At 63.3% G+C, this 16,264-nt stretch carries 15 protein-coding genes; 7 read left to right on the forward strand and 8 right to left on the reverse strand.

What is annotated here, in order from left to right; genetic code table 11:
- Positions 1 to 3: 3 nt before the first annotated feature.
- Positions 4 to 1,350, reverse strand: coding sequence for a tRNA (N6-isopentenyl adenosine(37)-C2)-methylthiotransferase MiaB (miaB, locus tag BTO32_RS00360; RefSeq protein ID WP_076722464.1), 1,347 nt, complete (start codon positions 1,348 to 1,350; stop codon positions 4 to 6).
- Positions 1,351 to 1,555: 205 nt separating this feature from the next.
- On the opposite strand from miaB, the gene trmH reads away from it, so the two are divergent.
- Entirely contained in the window at positions 1,556 to 2,287 is a 732-nt protein-coding gene (gene trmH, locus BTO32_RS00365; protein ID WP_076722465.1) for a tRNA (guanosine(18)-2'-O)-methyltransferase TrmH, read from the forward strand.
- A 25-nt stretch (positions 2,288 to 2,312) separates the two neighbouring features.
- Here the strand turns inward: trmH and BTO32_RS00370 are convergent, their stop codons facing one another.
- From BTO32_RS00370 to BTO32_RS00385, 4 genes are all read right to left on the reverse strand, one after another.
- Complete coding sequence (locus BTO32_RS00370) at positions 2,313 to 3,329, reverse strand: nucleoid-associated protein (protein WP_076722466.1); 1,017 nt, start codon at positions 3,327 to 3,329, stop codon at positions 2,313 to 2,315.
- 84 nt (positions 3,330 to 3,413) lie between these two features.
- Complete coding sequence (gene cysN, locus BTO32_RS00375) at positions 3,414 to 5,072, reverse strand: sulfate adenylyltransferase subunit CysN (protein ID WP_076722467.1); 1,659 nt, start codon at positions 5,070 to 5,072, stop codon at positions 3,414 to 3,416.
- A gap of 1 nt (position 5,073) precedes the next feature.
- A complete protein-coding gene (gene cysD / locus BTO32_RS00380; protein WP_076722468.1) occupies positions 5,074 to 5,982 on the reverse strand; it encodes a sulfate adenylyltransferase subunit CysD in 909 nt (302 codons plus the stop codon).
- Positions 5,983 to 6,146: 164 nt separating this feature from the next.
- Positions 6,147 to 6,557 (reverse strand): PilZ domain-containing protein, encoded by a 411-nt coding sequence (locus BTO32_RS00385; protein WP_076722469.1) that lies wholly within the window; start codon positions 6,555 to 6,557, stop codon positions 6,147 to 6,149.
- Between the two features lie 298 nt (positions 6,558 to 6,855).
- Between BTO32_RS00385 and rimO the strand changes: the two genes are divergently transcribed.
- Entirely contained in the window at positions 6,856 to 8,196 is a 1,341-nt protein-coding gene (rimO, locus tag BTO32_RS00390; RefSeq protein WP_076722470.1) for a 30S ribosomal protein S12 methylthiotransferase RimO, read from the forward strand.
- A 60-nt stretch (positions 8,197 to 8,256) separates the two neighbouring features.
- Here the strand turns inward: rimO and gatB are convergent, their stop codons facing one another.
- From gatB to gatC, 3 genes are read right to left on the reverse strand one after another with little or no spacing between them, the layout of a single operon-like run.
- Positions 8,257 to 9,708: an Asp-tRNA(Asn)/Glu-tRNA(Gln) amidotransferase subunit GatB gene (gene gatB, locus BTO32_RS00395; RefSeq protein WP_076722471.1), complete on the reverse strand. Its 1,452-nt coding sequence runs from the start codon at positions 9,706 to 9,708 to the stop codon at positions 8,257 to 8,259.
- Positions 9,709 to 9,729: 21 nt separating this feature from the next.
- Entirely contained in the window at positions 9,730 to 11,187 is a 1,458-nt protein-coding gene (gatA, locus tag BTO32_RS00400; protein WP_076722472.1) for an Asp-tRNA(Asn)/Glu-tRNA(Gln) amidotransferase subunit GatA, read from the reverse strand.
- Positions 11,188 to 11,239: 52 nt separating this feature from the next.
- Positions 11,240 to 11,527 (reverse strand): Asp-tRNA(Asn)/Glu-tRNA(Gln) amidotransferase subunit GatC, encoded by a 288-nt coding sequence (gene gatC / locus BTO32_RS00405; protein ID WP_076722473.1) that lies wholly within the window; start codon positions 11,525 to 11,527, stop codon positions 11,240 to 11,242.
- Between the two features lie 223 nt (positions 11,528 to 11,750).
- Between gatC and BTO32_RS00410 the strand changes: the two genes are divergently transcribed.
- From BTO32_RS00410 to rng, 5 genes are read left to right on the forward strand one after another with little or no spacing between them, the layout of a single operon-like run.
- The gene (locus BTO32_RS00410; protein WP_076722960.1) at positions 11,751 to 12,791 is read left to right on the forward strand and encodes a rod shape-determining protein; all 1,041 of its coding nucleotides are present in this window, start codon (positions 11,751 to 11,753) and stop codon (positions 12,789 to 12,791) included.
- Positions 12,792 to 12,820: 29 nt separating this feature from the next.
- The gene (gene mreC / locus BTO32_RS00415; RefSeq protein WP_076722474.1) at positions 12,821 to 13,678 is read left to right on the forward strand and encodes a rod shape-determining protein MreC; all 858 of its coding nucleotides are present in this window, start codon (positions 12,821 to 12,823) and stop codon (positions 13,676 to 13,678) included.
- Positions 13,678 to 14,154 carry a rod shape-determining protein MreD gene (mreD, locus tag BTO32_RS00420; RefSeq protein WP_076722475.1) on the forward strand — a complete coding sequence of 159 codons (477 nt, stop codon included), beginning with the start codon at positions 13,678 to 13,680 and terminating at the stop codon, positions 14,152 to 14,154. Before mreC ends, mreD begins: the two co-directional genes overlap by 1 nt.
- 3 nt (positions 14,155 to 14,157) lie before the next feature.
- Positions 14,158 to 14,760: a Maf family protein gene (locus tag BTO32_RS00425; protein WP_076722476.1), complete on the forward strand. Its 603-nt coding sequence runs from the start codon at positions 14,158 to 14,160 to the stop codon at positions 14,758 to 14,760.
- Complete coding sequence (gene rng, locus BTO32_RS00430; RefSeq protein ID WP_076722477.1) at positions 14,757 to 16,235, forward strand: ribonuclease G; 1,479 nt, start codon at positions 14,757 to 14,759, stop codon at positions 16,233 to 16,235. The genes BTO32_RS00425 and rng overlap by 4 nt, the downstream gene beginning before the upstream one ends.
- Positions 16,236 to 16,264: the final 29 nt, after the last annotated feature.

The raw sequence follows: 16,264 nt of genomic DNA on the forward strand, positions 1-16,264 counted from the left end.
TCCTCAATAGAGTTCGGAATTGACCGGTACGCCGCGCAGGGAGTTGGGCAGCGCCTCCCGGATTTCCACGTCGATGAAGTGGCCCACCACCTCCGGGTTGTCGTGCCGGAAGTTGACGATCCGGTTGTTTTCGGTGCGGCCGGCGTACTCGCCCGGATCCTTCTTGGACAGGCCGGTGACCAGGATACGCTGGGTGGTGCCCACCATGCGACGGCTGATCTCCATGGCCTGTTGGTTGATGCGCTGTTGCAGGATCGCCAGGCGCTGTTTTTTCACTTCCAGGGGGGTGTCATCGGGCAGGTCGGCGGCCGGGGTGCCGGGACGCGGGCTGTAGATGAAGCTGAAGGACACGTCGAAGCCGATGTCGTTGATCAGTTTCATGGTGTCCTCGAAATCCTTGTCGGTTTCGCCGGGGAAGCCAACGATGAAATCGGATGAGAAGCTGATGTCCGGGCGGATCTTGCGCAGCCGGCGCAGCTTGGATTTGTATTCCAGGGCGGTGTGGCCGCGTTTCATGGCGGCCAGGATGCGGTCGGATCCGCTCTGCACCGGTAGGTGCAGGTGACTGACCAGCTCCGGCACCTTGGCGTATACCTCGATCAGAGCGTCGGAGAATTCGACCGGATGGGATGTGGTGTAACGGATCCGGTCGATGCCGTCGATGGTGGCGATCAGCTCGATCAGCTCGGCCAGGTCCATGGTGTCGCCGTCGTGGGTTTCGCCTCGGTAGGCGTTGACGTTCTGTCCGAGCAGGTTCACCTCCCGCACGCCCTGGCTGGCCAGGTGCGCCACTTCGGCGATAACGTCGTCCACCGGGCGGCTGACCTCCTCGCCCCGGGTGTAGGGCACCACGCAGAAGGTGCAGTACTTGCTGCAACCCTCCATGATGGACACGAAAGCGGACGGCCCCTTGGCGCCCGGCTCTGGCAGCCGGTCGAACTTCTCGATTTCCGGGAAGCTGACATCCACCACGCCGACCCCGTCGCCCTTCATGCGTACTTCGGTGATCATGTCCGGCAACCGGTGCAGGGTCTGCGGCCCGAACACCAGGTCCACGTACGGGGCCCGGTCAAGAATCGCCTGGCCTTCCTGGCTGGCGACGCAGCCACCCACCCCGATGATCAGGTCCGGCTTCCGGTTTTTGAGGCTCTTCCAGCGGCCGAGCTGGTGGAACACCTTCTCCTGGGCTTTTTCCCGGATCGAGCAGGTGTTCAGCAGCAGGATGTCTGCTTCTTCCGGGTTCTCGGTCATCTCGACCGCCTCGCCGGACTTGAGCAGGTCCGCCATGCGGGCGGAATCGTACTCGTTCATCTGACAGCCGTGGGTTTTGATGTACAGCTTCTTCGCCATGATTCTCACGTGATCTGGTGGATGTTGCGCCGGGACTGCAAAACGCGCGGGCGCTGAAAAAACGGAACTGCGTATTATACCGGGGTGCCTATTTCGCAACCACCGCTGTCTCGGGTTTTGCTGTGGTATCATCCCCGCCCCGATCTGGAAACGTCCGCGCGCCCCCGGGCCGGCGCGGACGCGAAAACGGAAAGAACGAAGCCCCATGACCCCTGAACGCCTCGCCCGAATCAAGCAAACTCTGAACACCCGCCAGCCAGACCTCCGGGTGCTGACCGACCAAGTCCACAAGCCCCGTAACCTGTCGGCGATCATCCGTTCCTGCGATGCCTTTGGTGTGGCCAATATGCATGTGGTCTGGCCCAGGGAGGGCTTCCGGGCCTTCCGCAAGACCGCCGGAGGCAGTTTCAATTGGGTCACCACCCACACCCACCCCAGCATGGCGGATGCCCTCGCGGTGCTCAAGTCGCAGGGGCACCGGCTGTATGCGGCGCAGCTGTCGGAGCGGGCGGTGGATTTCCGGACCGTGGACTACACCGTGCCCTGCGTCATCGTCATGGGCAACGAGGTGGACGGCGTCAGTGCGGCCGCGGCGGCCGAGGCCGACGAACACATCGTCATTCCGATGATGGGGATGGTGGAATCGCTCAATGTTTCCGCCGCCTGCGCCATCATCCTGTCCGAGGCCCAGCGGCAACGCCGCCAGGCGGGACTGTACGATCATCGCCGGCTGCCGGAGGATGAGTACCGGCGGTTGCTGTTCAGCTGGTGTCAGCCGACGGTAAAACGGTACTGCGACGATCGCAACCTGCCGTATCCCCCCATGGACCCCGACACCGGTGAGCTGATCGATGGCGTGGGCTGGATGCGGGAGGTTCGGAAGCAGCGGGCGAACCGGACAAAACAGGACGGTTCGCCCGGCCCGGCGGGGGACTGAACGTCTCGCGTTCAGCCCCTCCTGGTCAGGTCTCGCGGCTCTCCAGATAGCGCTGCAACTGTTCCCGCAGGGCCTTGGGCAGGCGGGTAATGGTCAGGGCGTCTTTGTCCCGGTCGTAGTAGACGGCCTGGTTCACCAGGTCGGACGAAAACGACAGGCTCAGGCCGCCGCCGGAGCCGGCGATGCGCACCAGTTTTTTTACCTTGCGGTGGTCCGGGTGCAGCACGCCGGTGTCCGGCAGTTCCGCGTTCTGGCTGGCAAACTCCTTGAACCGCTGGGGTTGTTCCTCGTCCAGGTAGCTGGACAGCGCCTCGATTTCCACCGGCTCCCCCAGCGCGTGCTGCTCTTTGCAGAATTCGTAGGCCCGGGTGCGTACCTCGCCGGCTTTCTCTGGTGCCGAGGACTTGGCGAACGCTTCCACCGCGTCCAGGAAGGTCAGCGTCTCCTTTTCCACGTCGACGCTGTTGTTGAAGCCACACAGGCGGATGAACAGCTCGCCCGGCTCGCCGGTGCCGCGACCGTGGACCAGGGTCAGGTAGTTGTCGCCGCCCTGGTCACCAAGCCAGTCGTCCAGTTCGACGCGCAGGGCCAAGTTGAGCCGGGACAGGCTGAGTACGTCGGTGCTGTCCAGACGTTGGTCGCCATCGAAGCGCATTGCGCCGTCGGTTTCCAGGAGGATCAGGTACACCACCTCCTGGTCGGCGAGGGCTTCATGCACCACCATCAGGTGGCCGTCGAATTCCTCCTGACAGCCGCTCAGCAACTCCTGCCACTGCCCGAACAGCCGGTCGGTCAGGGCCGCGAACGTTTGCTTGTCCTCAAGATAGTCCTTCAGCCAGGCGCTGAACGGACTGTCGGCCAGGGCATCGGAAAAACGGCCGTATTTCTTGCCGGGTTTGCTGTTGAACAGCCGTTTCATCTGCTTGTGCAGGGCTTCGTAGTCGCCACCGGGCTCCTGCAGGGGCTCGCCGCTCCTGAGGCGGGCGGGCTGGCCAGGCTGGTACTGACTGGCGAAGGCGGTCCGTAGGTGCTTGATAGCCATGCGTGCGTTCCCCGGTTGATGAACGAAAAAGCCCCGAGGCCTGGAGCGCTCGGGGCTGGCTATTGTAATGGTTTTGCCGGCGGGTTAAATCCGTTTGCCGCGCACCAGGGTCTGGACCAGCTGGCTGACCGCGGCGGGGATCTCCTGTTCGCTGTCCGCCGAGGCGGTGGCATTGGCCACATCGCCGCCGAGGTTGGTGACGATGGCGATCAGGCCATGGGCGGTCAGCAGTTGGGCCACGCGCCGGCGTTCGTCGCTGTCGCCCGCGGACTCCTCGGTGAGCACCACCGGGGTCTTGCCCTGGTCGAACAGAGCGCGCTCCAGCGCCAGTGCCAGCGCGGACGCCTGCTTGCCGTTGCAGGCGATGATCATGGGCTTCTGGGCCAGGCGCCGCTGGCGTTCCTCGGCGCTGACCGGATCCAGGGACTCGGTGCCGTCGGCCAGGCCGGTGATCATGCCCGCGCCGATGGTCACGTTGGTCAGCCGGTCGATGATGATGAAACTGCCGGTGGCGTGGTTGCGAGCATAGGCATCGAATGCCACCGGCTGGTTCAGGGTCAGCTCGCACAGGCCGATTTCATTGAGCTGGAGCCGGCCGGGGTTGGCGCGCTGCTCCAGGGTGTTGACGTCGGTCTGGTAGTGGATCGTCTTGACCGTGCCGGAGGTGAAGGTGGGGCCAAGCTTGATGTTGTACAGGCGACCGGTTTCCAGCGGGGCATCGGTCATCCACACCACGTTGGCCTGGAAGCGGTTGTCCACTTCCGGCTCATCACCGACTTTCACCAGCATGTCGCCGCGGCTGATGTCGATTTCGTCTTCCAGGGTGAGGGTGACCGCCTGGTCCACGTAGGCTTCGTCCAGATTGCCATCGAAGGTGACAATCTCCCGGACTTTGCTGGTGCGCCGGGACGGCAAGGCCATGACCTCGTCGCCCGGGCGGATGACGCCGGAGGCGATGGTGCCGCAGAACCCGCGGAAGTCGAGGTTGGGGCGGTTGACGTACTGCACCGGAAAACGGAAATGCTCCAGATTCTTGTCCCGAGCCACTTCCACTGTTTCCAGGATCTCCATCAACGGCTGGCCGGTGAACCAGGGGGTGTTTTCGCTCCGGTTCACCACGTTATCGCCCTCCAGAGCGGAGATGGGAACGAAGCGGATGTCCTTCAGCCCCAGCTTGGCGGCAAAGGCGAGGTATTCCTCGCGAATCTCGTTGAAGCGCGCCTCGCTGAATGCCACCAAGTCCATCTTGTTCACCGCCACCACGATGTGGCGGATGCCCAGCAGGGAGGCGATGTAAGAGTGACGGCGGGTCTGGGTCAGCACACCGTGGCGGGCGTCGATCATCAGGATGGCCAGTTGCGCGGTGGAGGCGCCGGTGGCCATGTTGCGGGTGTATTGTTCATGGCCCGGGGTGTCGGCGATGATGAATTTGCGCTTGTCGGTGGAGAAGTAGCGATAGGCAACGTCAATGGTGATGCCCTGTTCCCGCTCCGCCTGCAGACCATCCACCAGCAGGGCGAGGTCCAGCTTCTCGCCGGTGGTGCCCAGTTTGGCGCTGTCGCTCTTGAGGCTGGCCATGTGATCTTCATAGATCATCTTGGTGTCGTGCAGCAGGCGGCCGATCAGGGTGCTCTTGCCGTCATCGACGCTGCCGCAGGTCAGCAGGCGCAGCAGCTCCTTGTTCTCGTGCTGTTTCAGGTAGGCCTGAATGTCTTCGGCAATCAGCTCGGACTGGTGTGACATCTTAGAAATACCCTTCCCGTTTCTTTTGTTCCATGGACCCGGCGGAATCGTGGTCGATGACCCGTCCCTGCCGCTCGGAGCTCTTGGCCAGCAGCATTTCCTGGATGATCTCCGGCAGGGTGGTGGCCTCGGATTCGATGGCCCCGGTGAGGGGGTAGCAGCCCAGAGTCCGGAAACGGACCGACTTCATCATCGGTGTCTCTCCCTCCCGGAGGGGCATGCGGTCGTCGTCCACCATGATCAGGGTGCCGTCACGTTCGACCACCGGGCGCACGGCGGCGAAATACAGGGGCACGATGTCGATGTTTTCCAGGTAGATGTACTGCCAGATGTCCAGCTCGGTCCAGTTGGACAGCGGGAACACGCGGATGCTTTCGCCCTTGTTGACCTTGCCGTTGTAGATGTTCCAAAGCTCCGGCCGCTGGTTTTTCGGATCCCAGCGGTGGTGTTTGTCCCGGAAGGAGTAGACGCGCTCCTTGGCTCGGGACTTCTCTTCATCCCGGCGCGCGCCCCCGAAGGCGGCATCGAACTTGTACTTGTCCAGGGCCTGTTTCAGGGCCTGGGTCTTCATGACGTCGGTGTGCTTGGCGCTGCCATGGGTGAACGGGTTGATGCCCTGTTTCACGCCTTCCTCGTTGATGTGGACGATCAGGTCCAGACCGTATTTGCGCACCTGTTTGTCCCGGAATTCGATCATGTCGCGGAATTTCCAGGTGGTGTCCACGTGCATCAGGGGGAAGGGGGGCTTGCCCGGATAGAAGGCCTTGCGCGCCAAGTGCAGCATGACGGCGGAGTCCTTGCCAATGGAGTAGAGCATAACCGGGTTCTCGAACTCGGCGGCCACTTCACGAATGATGTGGATGCTCTCGGCTTCCAGCTGTTTCAGGTGCGTGAGGTTGTATGAGGTCATGATGATCCGTTGCCGACGTGCGGGTTTGTCGCTTTGCCAATAGGATACGCAACTATAGCAGAGCTGGCACGGGTATAAGAAGCGGCCTTACTAGAGTTTGACGCTATAACAATATAGCGTCACCCGGCGACCCCAGGGCCGCCGGAGCCGGTGGCAGAAGGGCTTCAGGCCTGTCCGTGGGCGCCGGCGAGCAGCTGGGATACGTAACGGTCCACGTAATCGTAGCCGTTGTTTTCGAACTCGGCGAACTGGATACCCAGCTGGAATTCGTTCCGGGCGGTCCGCCGCATGTGCACGATGTTGCCTTCGGCAATGACCGAAACCGGCTGGGTCGGCAGGACCGGGACGGAAAATCGGGTCTTCACGGCGATCCACTGGCCCGGGGCGGGCGGGCGCTGGTGGGGAATCAGGGCCCTGACGGTATTCAGGTCGCAGATCACCATGAGCCCGGTGCGGGACAGGTTTGACACCGTGCAGGTGACGCAGGTGCCGTCCGGCGTTTCAATGGCGATGTCTGTCGAGACGCTGACGCGCTGCTGATTGCGTAGGTTTGGCTTGGCGGTGACAGGTTTCATGCGGACCCTTCGGGCGTGACGTGTCTGAAACGAGGCGGCCTTTCCCATACTGTCCTTCCACGGAGACACCTAAACGGTTGTAAAGTTTAGTTGTTTAAAATGTGAACAGCAAGGCGCCTGTCGTACATAGTGTCAGATTTGTGACGGGGTGTCCGCAACCGGAGGCCTGGGAAATGACTTGGGTCACTGTTTTCACGTACCCGGCCATGGCTGCCGTTCACCGATTGGCTGAGGTAGAATTTCACCCTTCATCCATTCATTGACCGGAGCCACGGGCGCTCCAGAAACCGACGGACCTATGAGCGAAAAGACAGAAGCAACCAGCACCGGCGGCAAAGTGGGCTTTGTCAGCCTGGGCTGTCCCAAGGCGCTGGTCGATTCCGAGCGCATTCTCACCCAGTTGCGACTGGATGGTTATGACGTGGTGCCCACCTACGACGACGCCGACATTGTCGTGGTCAACACCTGCGGTTTCATCGACGCGGCCAAGCAGGAGTCCCTGGATGCCATCGGCGAGGCGCTGAAGGAGAACGGCCGGGTTATCGTGACCGGTTGCATGGGCGTTGAGGCGGAGCGCATCCGCGAAACCCATCCGGGCGTGCTGGCGATCTCCGGGCCGCACGCCTACGAGGAAGTGGTGGGGGCGGTGCATCAGTACGTGCCGCCCAGAAAGGAGCACGATCCGTTCGTGGACCTGGTGCCGCCCCAGGGCGTCAAGTTGACTCCCCGCCACTACGCCTACCTGAAAATTTCCGAGGGCTGTAACCACCGCTGCACCTTCTGCATCATCCCGTCCATGCGGGGCGACTTGGTCAGCCGTCCCATCGGCGAGGTGATGGACGAAGCCCAGCGGCTGGTGGATGCGGGGGTCAAGGAACTGCTGGTCATCTCCCAGGACACCTCCGCCTATGGCGTGGATATCAAGTACCGTACCGGTTTCTGGCAGGGCCGACCGCTGAAGACCCGGATGCAGGCGCTGTGCGAGGCACTGGGTGAACTGGGGGTGTGGGTGCGGCTGCACTACGTGTATCCGTACCCCCATGTGGATGAGGTCATCCCGCTGATGGCCGAGGGCAAGATCTTGCCGTACCTGGACATCCCGTTCCAGCACGCCAGCCCGCGGATCCTCCGGGCCATGAAACGCCCGGCCCACGACAGCAAAACGTTGGAACGGATCCGGCAGTGGCGGTCGATCTGCCCGGACCTGACCCTCCGTTCCACCTTCATTGTCGGGTTCCCTGGGGAGACCGAAGAAGACTTCCAGTATCTGCTGGACTGGCTGGGCGAGGCCCAGCTGGACCGTGTGGGCGCCTTTACCTACAGCCCGGTCGAGGGGGCCAAGGCCAACGAGCTGGACGGTGCCGTGCCGGAGGAGGTCAAGGAAGAGCGGTTGGCCCGGTTTATGGTCCGGCAGGCGGAGATTTCGGCGGCTCGTCTGCACGCCAAGATCGGCAGAACCATCGACGTGCTCATCGACGAGGTGGATGAGGAAGGCGCGATTGGGCGGTCCAAGGCGGACGCGCCGGAGATCGACGGCATGGTGTACCTGAACGGCGAAACGGACCTGGTCCCGGGGCAAATCGTCCAGGCGGTGGTCGAGCACGCCGACGAACATGATCTGTGGGCCCGTCTGGGGTGACCCGCCACCCACCCTGAACGTTCGGCCCGGATACGCGACCGCGCGTCCGGGCCCGGGTTGTCAGTCCCCGAGTTTCCTGATCAGGATCTCGTTGAAGAGCTTGGGGTTTCCTTGACCCTTGGACGCTTTCATCAGCGGCCCCATGAAGCCGCCGAGCATCTTCTTGCGCTTCTTCGGGTTGTCTTCCGCTTGGTACTGAGCCACCTGTTCCGGCATGCTCGCGAGGACCTCGTCCACCATGGCCTCCAGGGCTCCGGTGTCGGAGACCTGCTTCAGCCCTTTGGCCTCGATGATGGCGTCGACGTCGCTGCTTTCACCGCTCCAGAGAGCTTCCAGTACCTTCTTGGCGCCCGCCGAGGACAGCGTGTTGTCGGCAATTCGAGCCACCAGCTGACCCAGCTGGGTGGCAGAAACCGGAGCCTCGGCCACGGTTTTCTCCTCGGCCTTCAGTCGGGCGGAGAACTCGCCCAGTATCCAGTTGGCGGTCAGTTTCGCATCCTTGCCTTGGTGCACGGCGTCCTCGAAGAAGGCCGACAGGCGGGCGTCACCGGCGAGCTGACCGGAATCGTAGTCGTTCAGGCCGTATTGTGACTGGAAGCGGGCTCGGCGGGCGTCCGGCAATTCCGGCAGGCTGGCGCGGACGTCGTCGATGAAGTCGTCGTCGATCACCACCGGCAGCAGATCCGGGCAGGGGAAGTAGCGGTAATCGTTGGCTTCCTCCTTGGTGCGCATGGAACGCGACTCGTCCCGGTCGCCGTTGTACAGGCGGGTCTCCTGCACCACTTGGCCGCCTTCCTCGAGGATCTCCATCTGCCGCTCCACTTCGTGGCGGATGGCCTGTTCCATGAACCGGAAGGAGTTGAGGTTCTTGGTTTCGGTGCGGGTACCCAGGGTGTCCGATCCCTTGGGCTTGAGCGAGACGTTGACGTCGAAGCGCATGGACCCCTGGGACAGGTCGCCGTCGCAGATGCCCAGCGAGGTGACGATGCTGTGCAGTTTGCGGGCGAAGGCCACCGCCTCCTCGGCGCTGTTCATGTCCGGCTCGGTCACAACCTCAATCAGGGGGGTGCCGGCCCGGTTCAGGTCAATGCCTGACATGCCGTGGAAGTCCTCGTGCAGGGACTTGCCGGCATCCTCTTCAAGGTGGGCATGATGGATGCGCACGCGCTTGGTTTCGCCGTTGGCCAGGTCAATATCGATGTGGCCCGGGCCGACGATGGGCTGCGCCAGCTGCGTGGTCTGGTAACCCTTGGGCAGGTCCGGGTAGAAGTAGTTCTTGCGTTCGAACACCGAACGGCGACCGATCTCGGCGTTGACCGCCAGGCCGAACATCACCGCGTAGCGGAACGCCTCGGCGTTGGGCACCGGCAGGGTACCGGGCATGGCCAGATCCACCGCGCTGGCCTGGGTGTTCGGTTCGGCACCGAAGGCGGTGCTGGAACCGGAGAAAATCTTGCTCTTGGTGGCGAGCTGAATGTGGACTTCCAGCCCGATCACGATATCCCACTGCATGTGTCGTCTCCTCTCTCGGGCTTACCGGGGCTCGCGCAGGTGCCAGTCAGTGACCTGCTGGAACTGGTGGGCGGCGTTCAGCAGCCGGCCTTCCTCGAAGTAGTTGCCAATGATCTGCAGGCCAACCGGCAGCCCGTCGATGAATCCGGCCGGGACCGACATCGCGGGCAGCCCCGCCAGGTTCACGGCGATGGTGAAAATGTCCTCCAGATACATGGTGACCGGGTCGTCGGTCTTCTCCCCCTGAATGAACGCGGGCGACGGTGAAATCGGCCCCATCAGCACATCCACCTCTTGGAAGGCGTTGACGAAGTCCTGCTGGATCAAGCGCCGCACCTTTTGGGCTTTCAGATAGTAGGCATCGTAGTAGCCGTGGGACAGGGCATAGGTCCCGATCAGGATCCGGCGTTTGACTTCGGTGCCGAAGCCTTCGGCCCGGGTGCGGGTGTACAGATCCATCAGGTCCTTCGGATGGTCACAGCGGTAGCCATAGCGGACGCCGTCAAAGCGGGACAGGTTGGCCGAGGCTTCCGCCGGCGCAATCACGTAGTAGGCGGCGATTGCCAGGCTGGCGTTGGGCAGCGATACCTCGCGCACGGTGGCTCCGAGCTTTTCGTATTCGCGCACCGCTTCGCGGATCCGGGTTGCCATTTCCGGTGACAGCTGGTCGGAGAAATACTCCCTGGGCAGGCCAATCCGCAGCCCTTTGAGCGGTTCATTCAGGGTAGCGGTGTAGTCCGGCACCTCCCGGTCGATGGAGGTGGAGTCCTTCGGGTCGAAGCCGGCCATGACGTTCAGCATCAGGGCCGTGTCCTCGGCGGTGCGGGCCATGGCGCCGCCCTGATCCAGGGACGAGGCATAGGCGATCATACCGTAGCGGGACACCCGGCCGTAGGTGGGCTTGATGCCGGTGACGCCACACAGGGCGGCGGGCTGGCGGATGGAGCCGCCGGTATCGGTGGCAGTGGCGGCGGGAACCAGGCGCGCGGCGATCGCCGCCGCCGAGCCGCCGGAGGAGCCGCCGGCGACCCGCCGTTCTCCCCGGGTCAGCCCCCAGGGGTTGGTGACCGGCCCGAAATGGCTGGATTCGTTGGATGACCCCATGGCGAATTCATCCATGTTGGTCTTGCCCAGACAAACGGCGCCGGCCTGGCGGAATTTTGCCACAACGGTGGCATCGTAGGGCGGCACGAAATGTTCCAGCATCCGGGAGCCGCAGGTGGTGCGGACTCCGCTGGTGCAGAAAATGTCCTTGTGAGCGAAGGGGATGCCGGTCCAGGGGGTGGCCTGGCCGGCGGCCCGGCGCTCGTCCGCCGCCCGGGCTTCCGCCAGGGCCTGTTCCTCGGTGATGGTGATGAAGCTGTTGTACTGGCCGTCTTCCTGCTTGAGACGGTCCAGGAAGTGCCGGGTCAGCTCCACGCTGGAGATCTTGCCGCTCTCCAGCTCGCGGGAAAGCTCTGCTACGGTTTTCTCGTGCATGATGATTCCTGAAGTCGCTGCGGGTCGAGGGATGCGGGGATGCGGCCCGGGCTCACTCGATCACCTTGGGTACCAGATAAAGGCCGTTCTCGGTGGCGGGGGCGATGGCCTGGAAGGCCTCCCGCTGATTGCTTTCGGTCACTTCGTCCGGGCGCAGGCGTTGCACCGCGTCCAGCGGGTGGGCCATGGGCTCGACGTTGTCGGTGTCCGCGGCCGCGAGCTGGCCAACCAGGGTCAGGATGTTGCCAAGGTCCTTTTCCAGGGCCGGAATCTGCGCGTCGTCCACCCGGATTCGGGCAAGCAGGGCAACCTTTTCGATGTCCTCTCGGGAAATGCTCACATTGCCTCCCAGAAATATGAAATGTCTTTAATAAAAGGATGGCGGAAAATCAAACCCGGTATGGTATCAGATTCGGACAACGGCGGGAGGACCCGGGCGGGCGGGAAAATCCGGGAATGGCCCGGAGGAGCGCCGTTCGGCGCCTTGCCTGAGTAGGTGCTCACTGCTAAAGTTGCCGCATCTTGAACGCAACCGCAACTCTCAGGTTGAAACGACACGAATGTTGATCAAAAGACTCCGAGGCTTATTCTCCAGCGACCTGTCCATCGATCTGGGCACCGCCAACACTCTGATTTACGTGCGCGAACGCGGCATCGTCCTGAACGAGCCGTCGGTGGTCGCGATCCGAACCAACAACTCCCAGAAGATGGTGGCGGCGGTTGGCTCCGAGGCCAAGCGCATGCTGGGGCGCACGCCCGGCAACATCACCGCGATCCGGCCGATGAAGGACGGTGTGATCGCCGATTTCGTGGTGACCGAAAAAATGCTCCAGCACTTCATTCACAAGGTCCACGAAAACAGCTTCATCACGCCCAGCCCCCGGGTGCTGGTGTGCGTGCCGAGCAAGTCCACCCAGGTCGAGCGCAAGGCCATTCGCGAGTCTGCCCTTGGCGCCGGAGCGCGCGAGGTGTTCCTGATCGAGGAGCCGATGGCGGCGGCCATCGGTGCCGGGTTGCCGGTGGAAGAAGCCAGCGGCTCAATGATCGTGGATATCGGTGGTGGCACCACCGAGATCGCCATCATCTCCCTGAACGGGATCGTCTACGCGGAGTCTGTCCGGGTGGGCGGTGACAAGTTCGACGAGGCCATCGTCACCTATGTCCGCCGCAACTACGGCAGCCTGATCGGTGATTCCACCGCCGAACGCATCAAGCACGAGATCGGTTGCGCCTACGAGGGCCTCGAAGTCCGGGAAATCGACGTTCGCGGCCGCAATCTGGCCGAGGGGGTACCCCGGGCCTTCACCCTGAACAGCGAGGAAATCCTGGACGCGTTGCAGGAATCCCTGGCGCAGATCGTTCAGACCGTGAAAAGTGCCCTGGAACAGTCGCCGCCGGAGCTGGCGTCCGATATCGCCGAGCGGGGCATCGTCCTGACCGGTGGTGGTGCCCTGCTGCGCGGCCTGGACAAACTGATCAGCGAGGAGACGGGCCTGCCGGTGATCGTCGCCGAGGACCCCCTGACCTGTGTCGCCCGCGGCGGTGGCAAGGCGCTGGAAGTCATTGATCGCGGTGGCATCGGAATGTTCTCCCAGGAGGGTTAACCCCGTGGGGAGGGCTGGTCATTAAAACCATCTTTGTACAGGGGCCGGTTCCCGGTTTCCGGCTTTTCCTGGTCGTTCTGGTATCGGCAGCGTTCATCGTTGCCGATGCTCGTTTTGACCGGCTCTCGCAGGTGCGCAGCACCATCGCCACCGGCCTGGCGCCGGTCTACTGGCTCGGCAATGCCCCCTACCAATTCGCCGATTGGGCCTCCGGGCTGTTCGTTTCCAAGGACGAGCTGCAGCAGGAGAACGAGGACCTGAGGGCCCGCCTGCTGATCCTCGAGCGCCGGGCGCTCAAGTACGCGGCCCTGGCGGCCGAGAACAACGAGCTTCGCCGCCTGATGAATTCCGCCGAGGTCCTCGATGACCGTGTCATCGTGGCGGAAGTGGTTGGAGTCTCGCCGGATCCATACTCCCACGAAGTGGTCATCAACAAGGGCCTTCGCGACGGGGTGACCCCGGGCCAGGCGATTCTTGATGCTCACGGCCTGATGGGGCAGGTGGTGCAGGCCAGTCAGCTGACGTCCCGGGTCCTGCTGTTATCCGACAGCAGTCACGCGGTGCCGGTGGAAGTGGTCCGCAACGGCTTGCGCGCGATCCTGCTGGGCACCGGAAACCCGGACGCCCTGGATCTGGTGCACGTGCCCGACACCGCCGACATCCGTGAAGGGGACCTGCTGGTCAGCTCCGGTCTGGGCGGCCGCTTCCCCCGGGGCTACCCGGTGGCGGAGGTGTCCCGGATCAGCAAGGAGCCGGGGGAGCCGTTCGTGTCAATCCAGGCAACCCCGAAAGCGGAACTGAACCAGAGCCGGCTGGTGTTGGTGGTGTTCCCCCCCGCCCGCCCCGAGGTGAGTGACGCCGGCGATCCGGCCGGGGAGGGTGAGTGATGTTGTCCGTCATCAGTTATCCGGTGTTCGTGCTGTCCGTGGTGCTGGCGCTGGTGCTGAGCATTTCCCTGTTTCCGGTGGGCTGGTTCGAGTTCCGGCCGGAGTGGCTAGGCCTGGTGGTGTTTTACTGGACGTTCCGGGCGCCGGCGCAGTTCGGCGTCCTGTTGGCTTGGTGCCTGGGCCTGCTGTTGGACGTGCTGGAGGCGACGCCGTTGGGGGTGAACGCCCTGGCCATGGCCGCGGTGGCCTTCCTGGTGCTGACCATCCATCCACGCCTGCGCATGTATCCGTTGCCCCAGCAGTGTCTGATGGTGTTCCTCCTGCTGGGCATCAACCAGATGCTGGTGCATTTCGTCAAACAGTTGCTGGGGGCGGACAATACCGGCTTCAGCTATCTCTGGCCGGCCCTGACCAGCGCGGTGCTCTGGCCTCTGGTGTGCGGGCTGCTGGATCACATCAATCAGAAACTGGGGTAGAGCATGACGTCGCTGATACTGGCTTCCGGCTCGCCGCGCAGGGCGGAGCTGCTGGCCCAGATGGGCCTGGCGTTCGAGGTGTGCCCGGCGGATGTGGATGAAACCCCGGTCGCGGGTGAGACGCCCGAGGCCTACGTGGCGCGTCTGGCCCGGGAAAAAGCCCTGGCGGTGGCCGCCGCCCGGCCGGACGCGCGGGTGTTGGGGGCCGATACCTCCGTGGTGTTGGGGCAGGAAATTCTGGGCAAGCCGGAAGGCCCGGAGCAGGCCGTGGCCACCCTGGCGCGGTTGTCCGGCTGCCGGCACCGGGTCCTGACTGCGGTGGCGCTGGTGCATCGGGGGGAGTGTCGTTCCCGGCTGGTGGCGACGGAGGTGGTCTTCCGCCCCCTGACCCGGTCGGAAATCGAAGCCTATGTCGCCTCCGGGGAACCCATGGACAAGGCCGGCAGTTATGGAATCCAGGGGCTTGGTGGTATTTTTGTCAAGGAACTCCGGGGAAGCTACAGCGCAGTGGTCGGCCTGCCCCTGCTGGAAACCGCGGGCTTGCTGGCCGACGCCGGCTTCCCGGTATGGACGAACTGGCCACGCAGTCTGGAGAGCCGACCATGAGTGAAGAGATCCTGATCAACGTGACGCCGGTGGAAACCCGGGTCGCCCTGGTGGAAAACGGCATGTTGCAGGAGGCCTACATCGAGCGGACCAGCCGCAAGGGCATCGTGGGCAATATCTACAAGGGCAAGGTCGTCCGGGTGCTGCCGGGCATGGAGGCCGCGTTCGTCGACATCGGCCTGGAGCGGGCCGCGTTCATCCATGCCTCGGATGTGGTGACCCAGTCGGCTGGCGAGGAACTGGCCGATGCCCCGAAAACCGTGCCGGATATCCGGACCCTGCTGCGCGAGGGCCAGTCTCTGGTGGTCCAGGTGACCAAGGACCCCATCGGTACCAAGGGCGCCCGCCTGACCACTCAGCTTTCCATTCCCTCCCGCTATCTGGTGTTCATGCCCGGCGTGACCCACATCGGCATTTCCCAGCGGATCGAAGACGAGAACGAGCGCGAGCGCCTGAAGTCCCTGGTCGAGGCCGCCGCCGCGGAGCAGGAGGAAATCCAGGGCGGATACATCATCCGCACGGCCGCCGAGGGGGCCTCCCCGGAGGACCTGATCGCCGACATGAAATACCTGCATCGGCTCAACCAGTCGATCCAGGAGCGCATCGCCAAGGTTCAGGCGCCGGCGGTGGTGTACCAGGATCTGCCTCTGTTCATCCGCACCATCCGTGACTTGGTGCGACCGCAGACGGAAAAGGTCCGCATCGACAGCCGGGAAAGCTACCAGCGGGTGATGGAATTCGTGGAGGAGTTTGTCACCGAGTTTGCCGACAAGGTGGAATACTACCCCGGTGAGCGCCCCATCTTCGATCTCTACTCGGTGGAGGACGAAATCCAGAAGGCGCTGAGTCGAAAGGTCCAGCTCAAGTCCGGCGGCTACGTGATCATCGACCAGACCGAGGCGATGACCACCATCGACATCAACACCGGTGCCTTCGTCGGCCACCGCAACCTGGAAGAAACCATCTTCAAAACCAACCTGGAAGCGGCCCGGGCCATCAGCCGGCAGCTGCGCCTGCGCAACCTCGGTGGCATCATCATCATTGATTTCATTGACATGGAAGACCCCGAGCACCAGCGCCAGGTTCACCGCATGCTGGAAAAGATGCTCGAGCGGGACCATGCCAAGACCAAGATCACCGGTGTCTCGGAGCTGGGGCTGGTGGAGATGACCCGCAAGCGGACCACCGAGAGCCTGGGCCAGGTGCTGTGCGAGCCGTGTCCGGTCTGTGATGGCCGGGGGTTTCTGAAAACGGCCGAGACGGTGTGCTACGAGATCTTCCGGGAAATTTTGCGGGTCAACCGCGCCTACGATGCCGAGAGCTACCTGGTCATGGCGTCCCAGAAGGTGGTCGACCGCCTTCTGGATGAGGAATCGGACAACGTCGCCGACCTCGAATCCTTCATCAGCAAGACCATCCGGTTTCAGGTGGAGCCCTTCTACAGTCAGGAACAGTACGATGTTGTCCTGCTTTGACCGGAGCGCAGGACAACGACCAGGGAAAT

The sequence above is a fragment of the Marinobacter lutaoensis genome (genome assembly GCF_001981305.1).
Taxonomy (GTDB): Bacteria; Pseudomonadota; Gammaproteobacteria; order Pseudomonadales; family Oleiphilaceae; genus Marinobacter; species Marinobacter lutaoensis.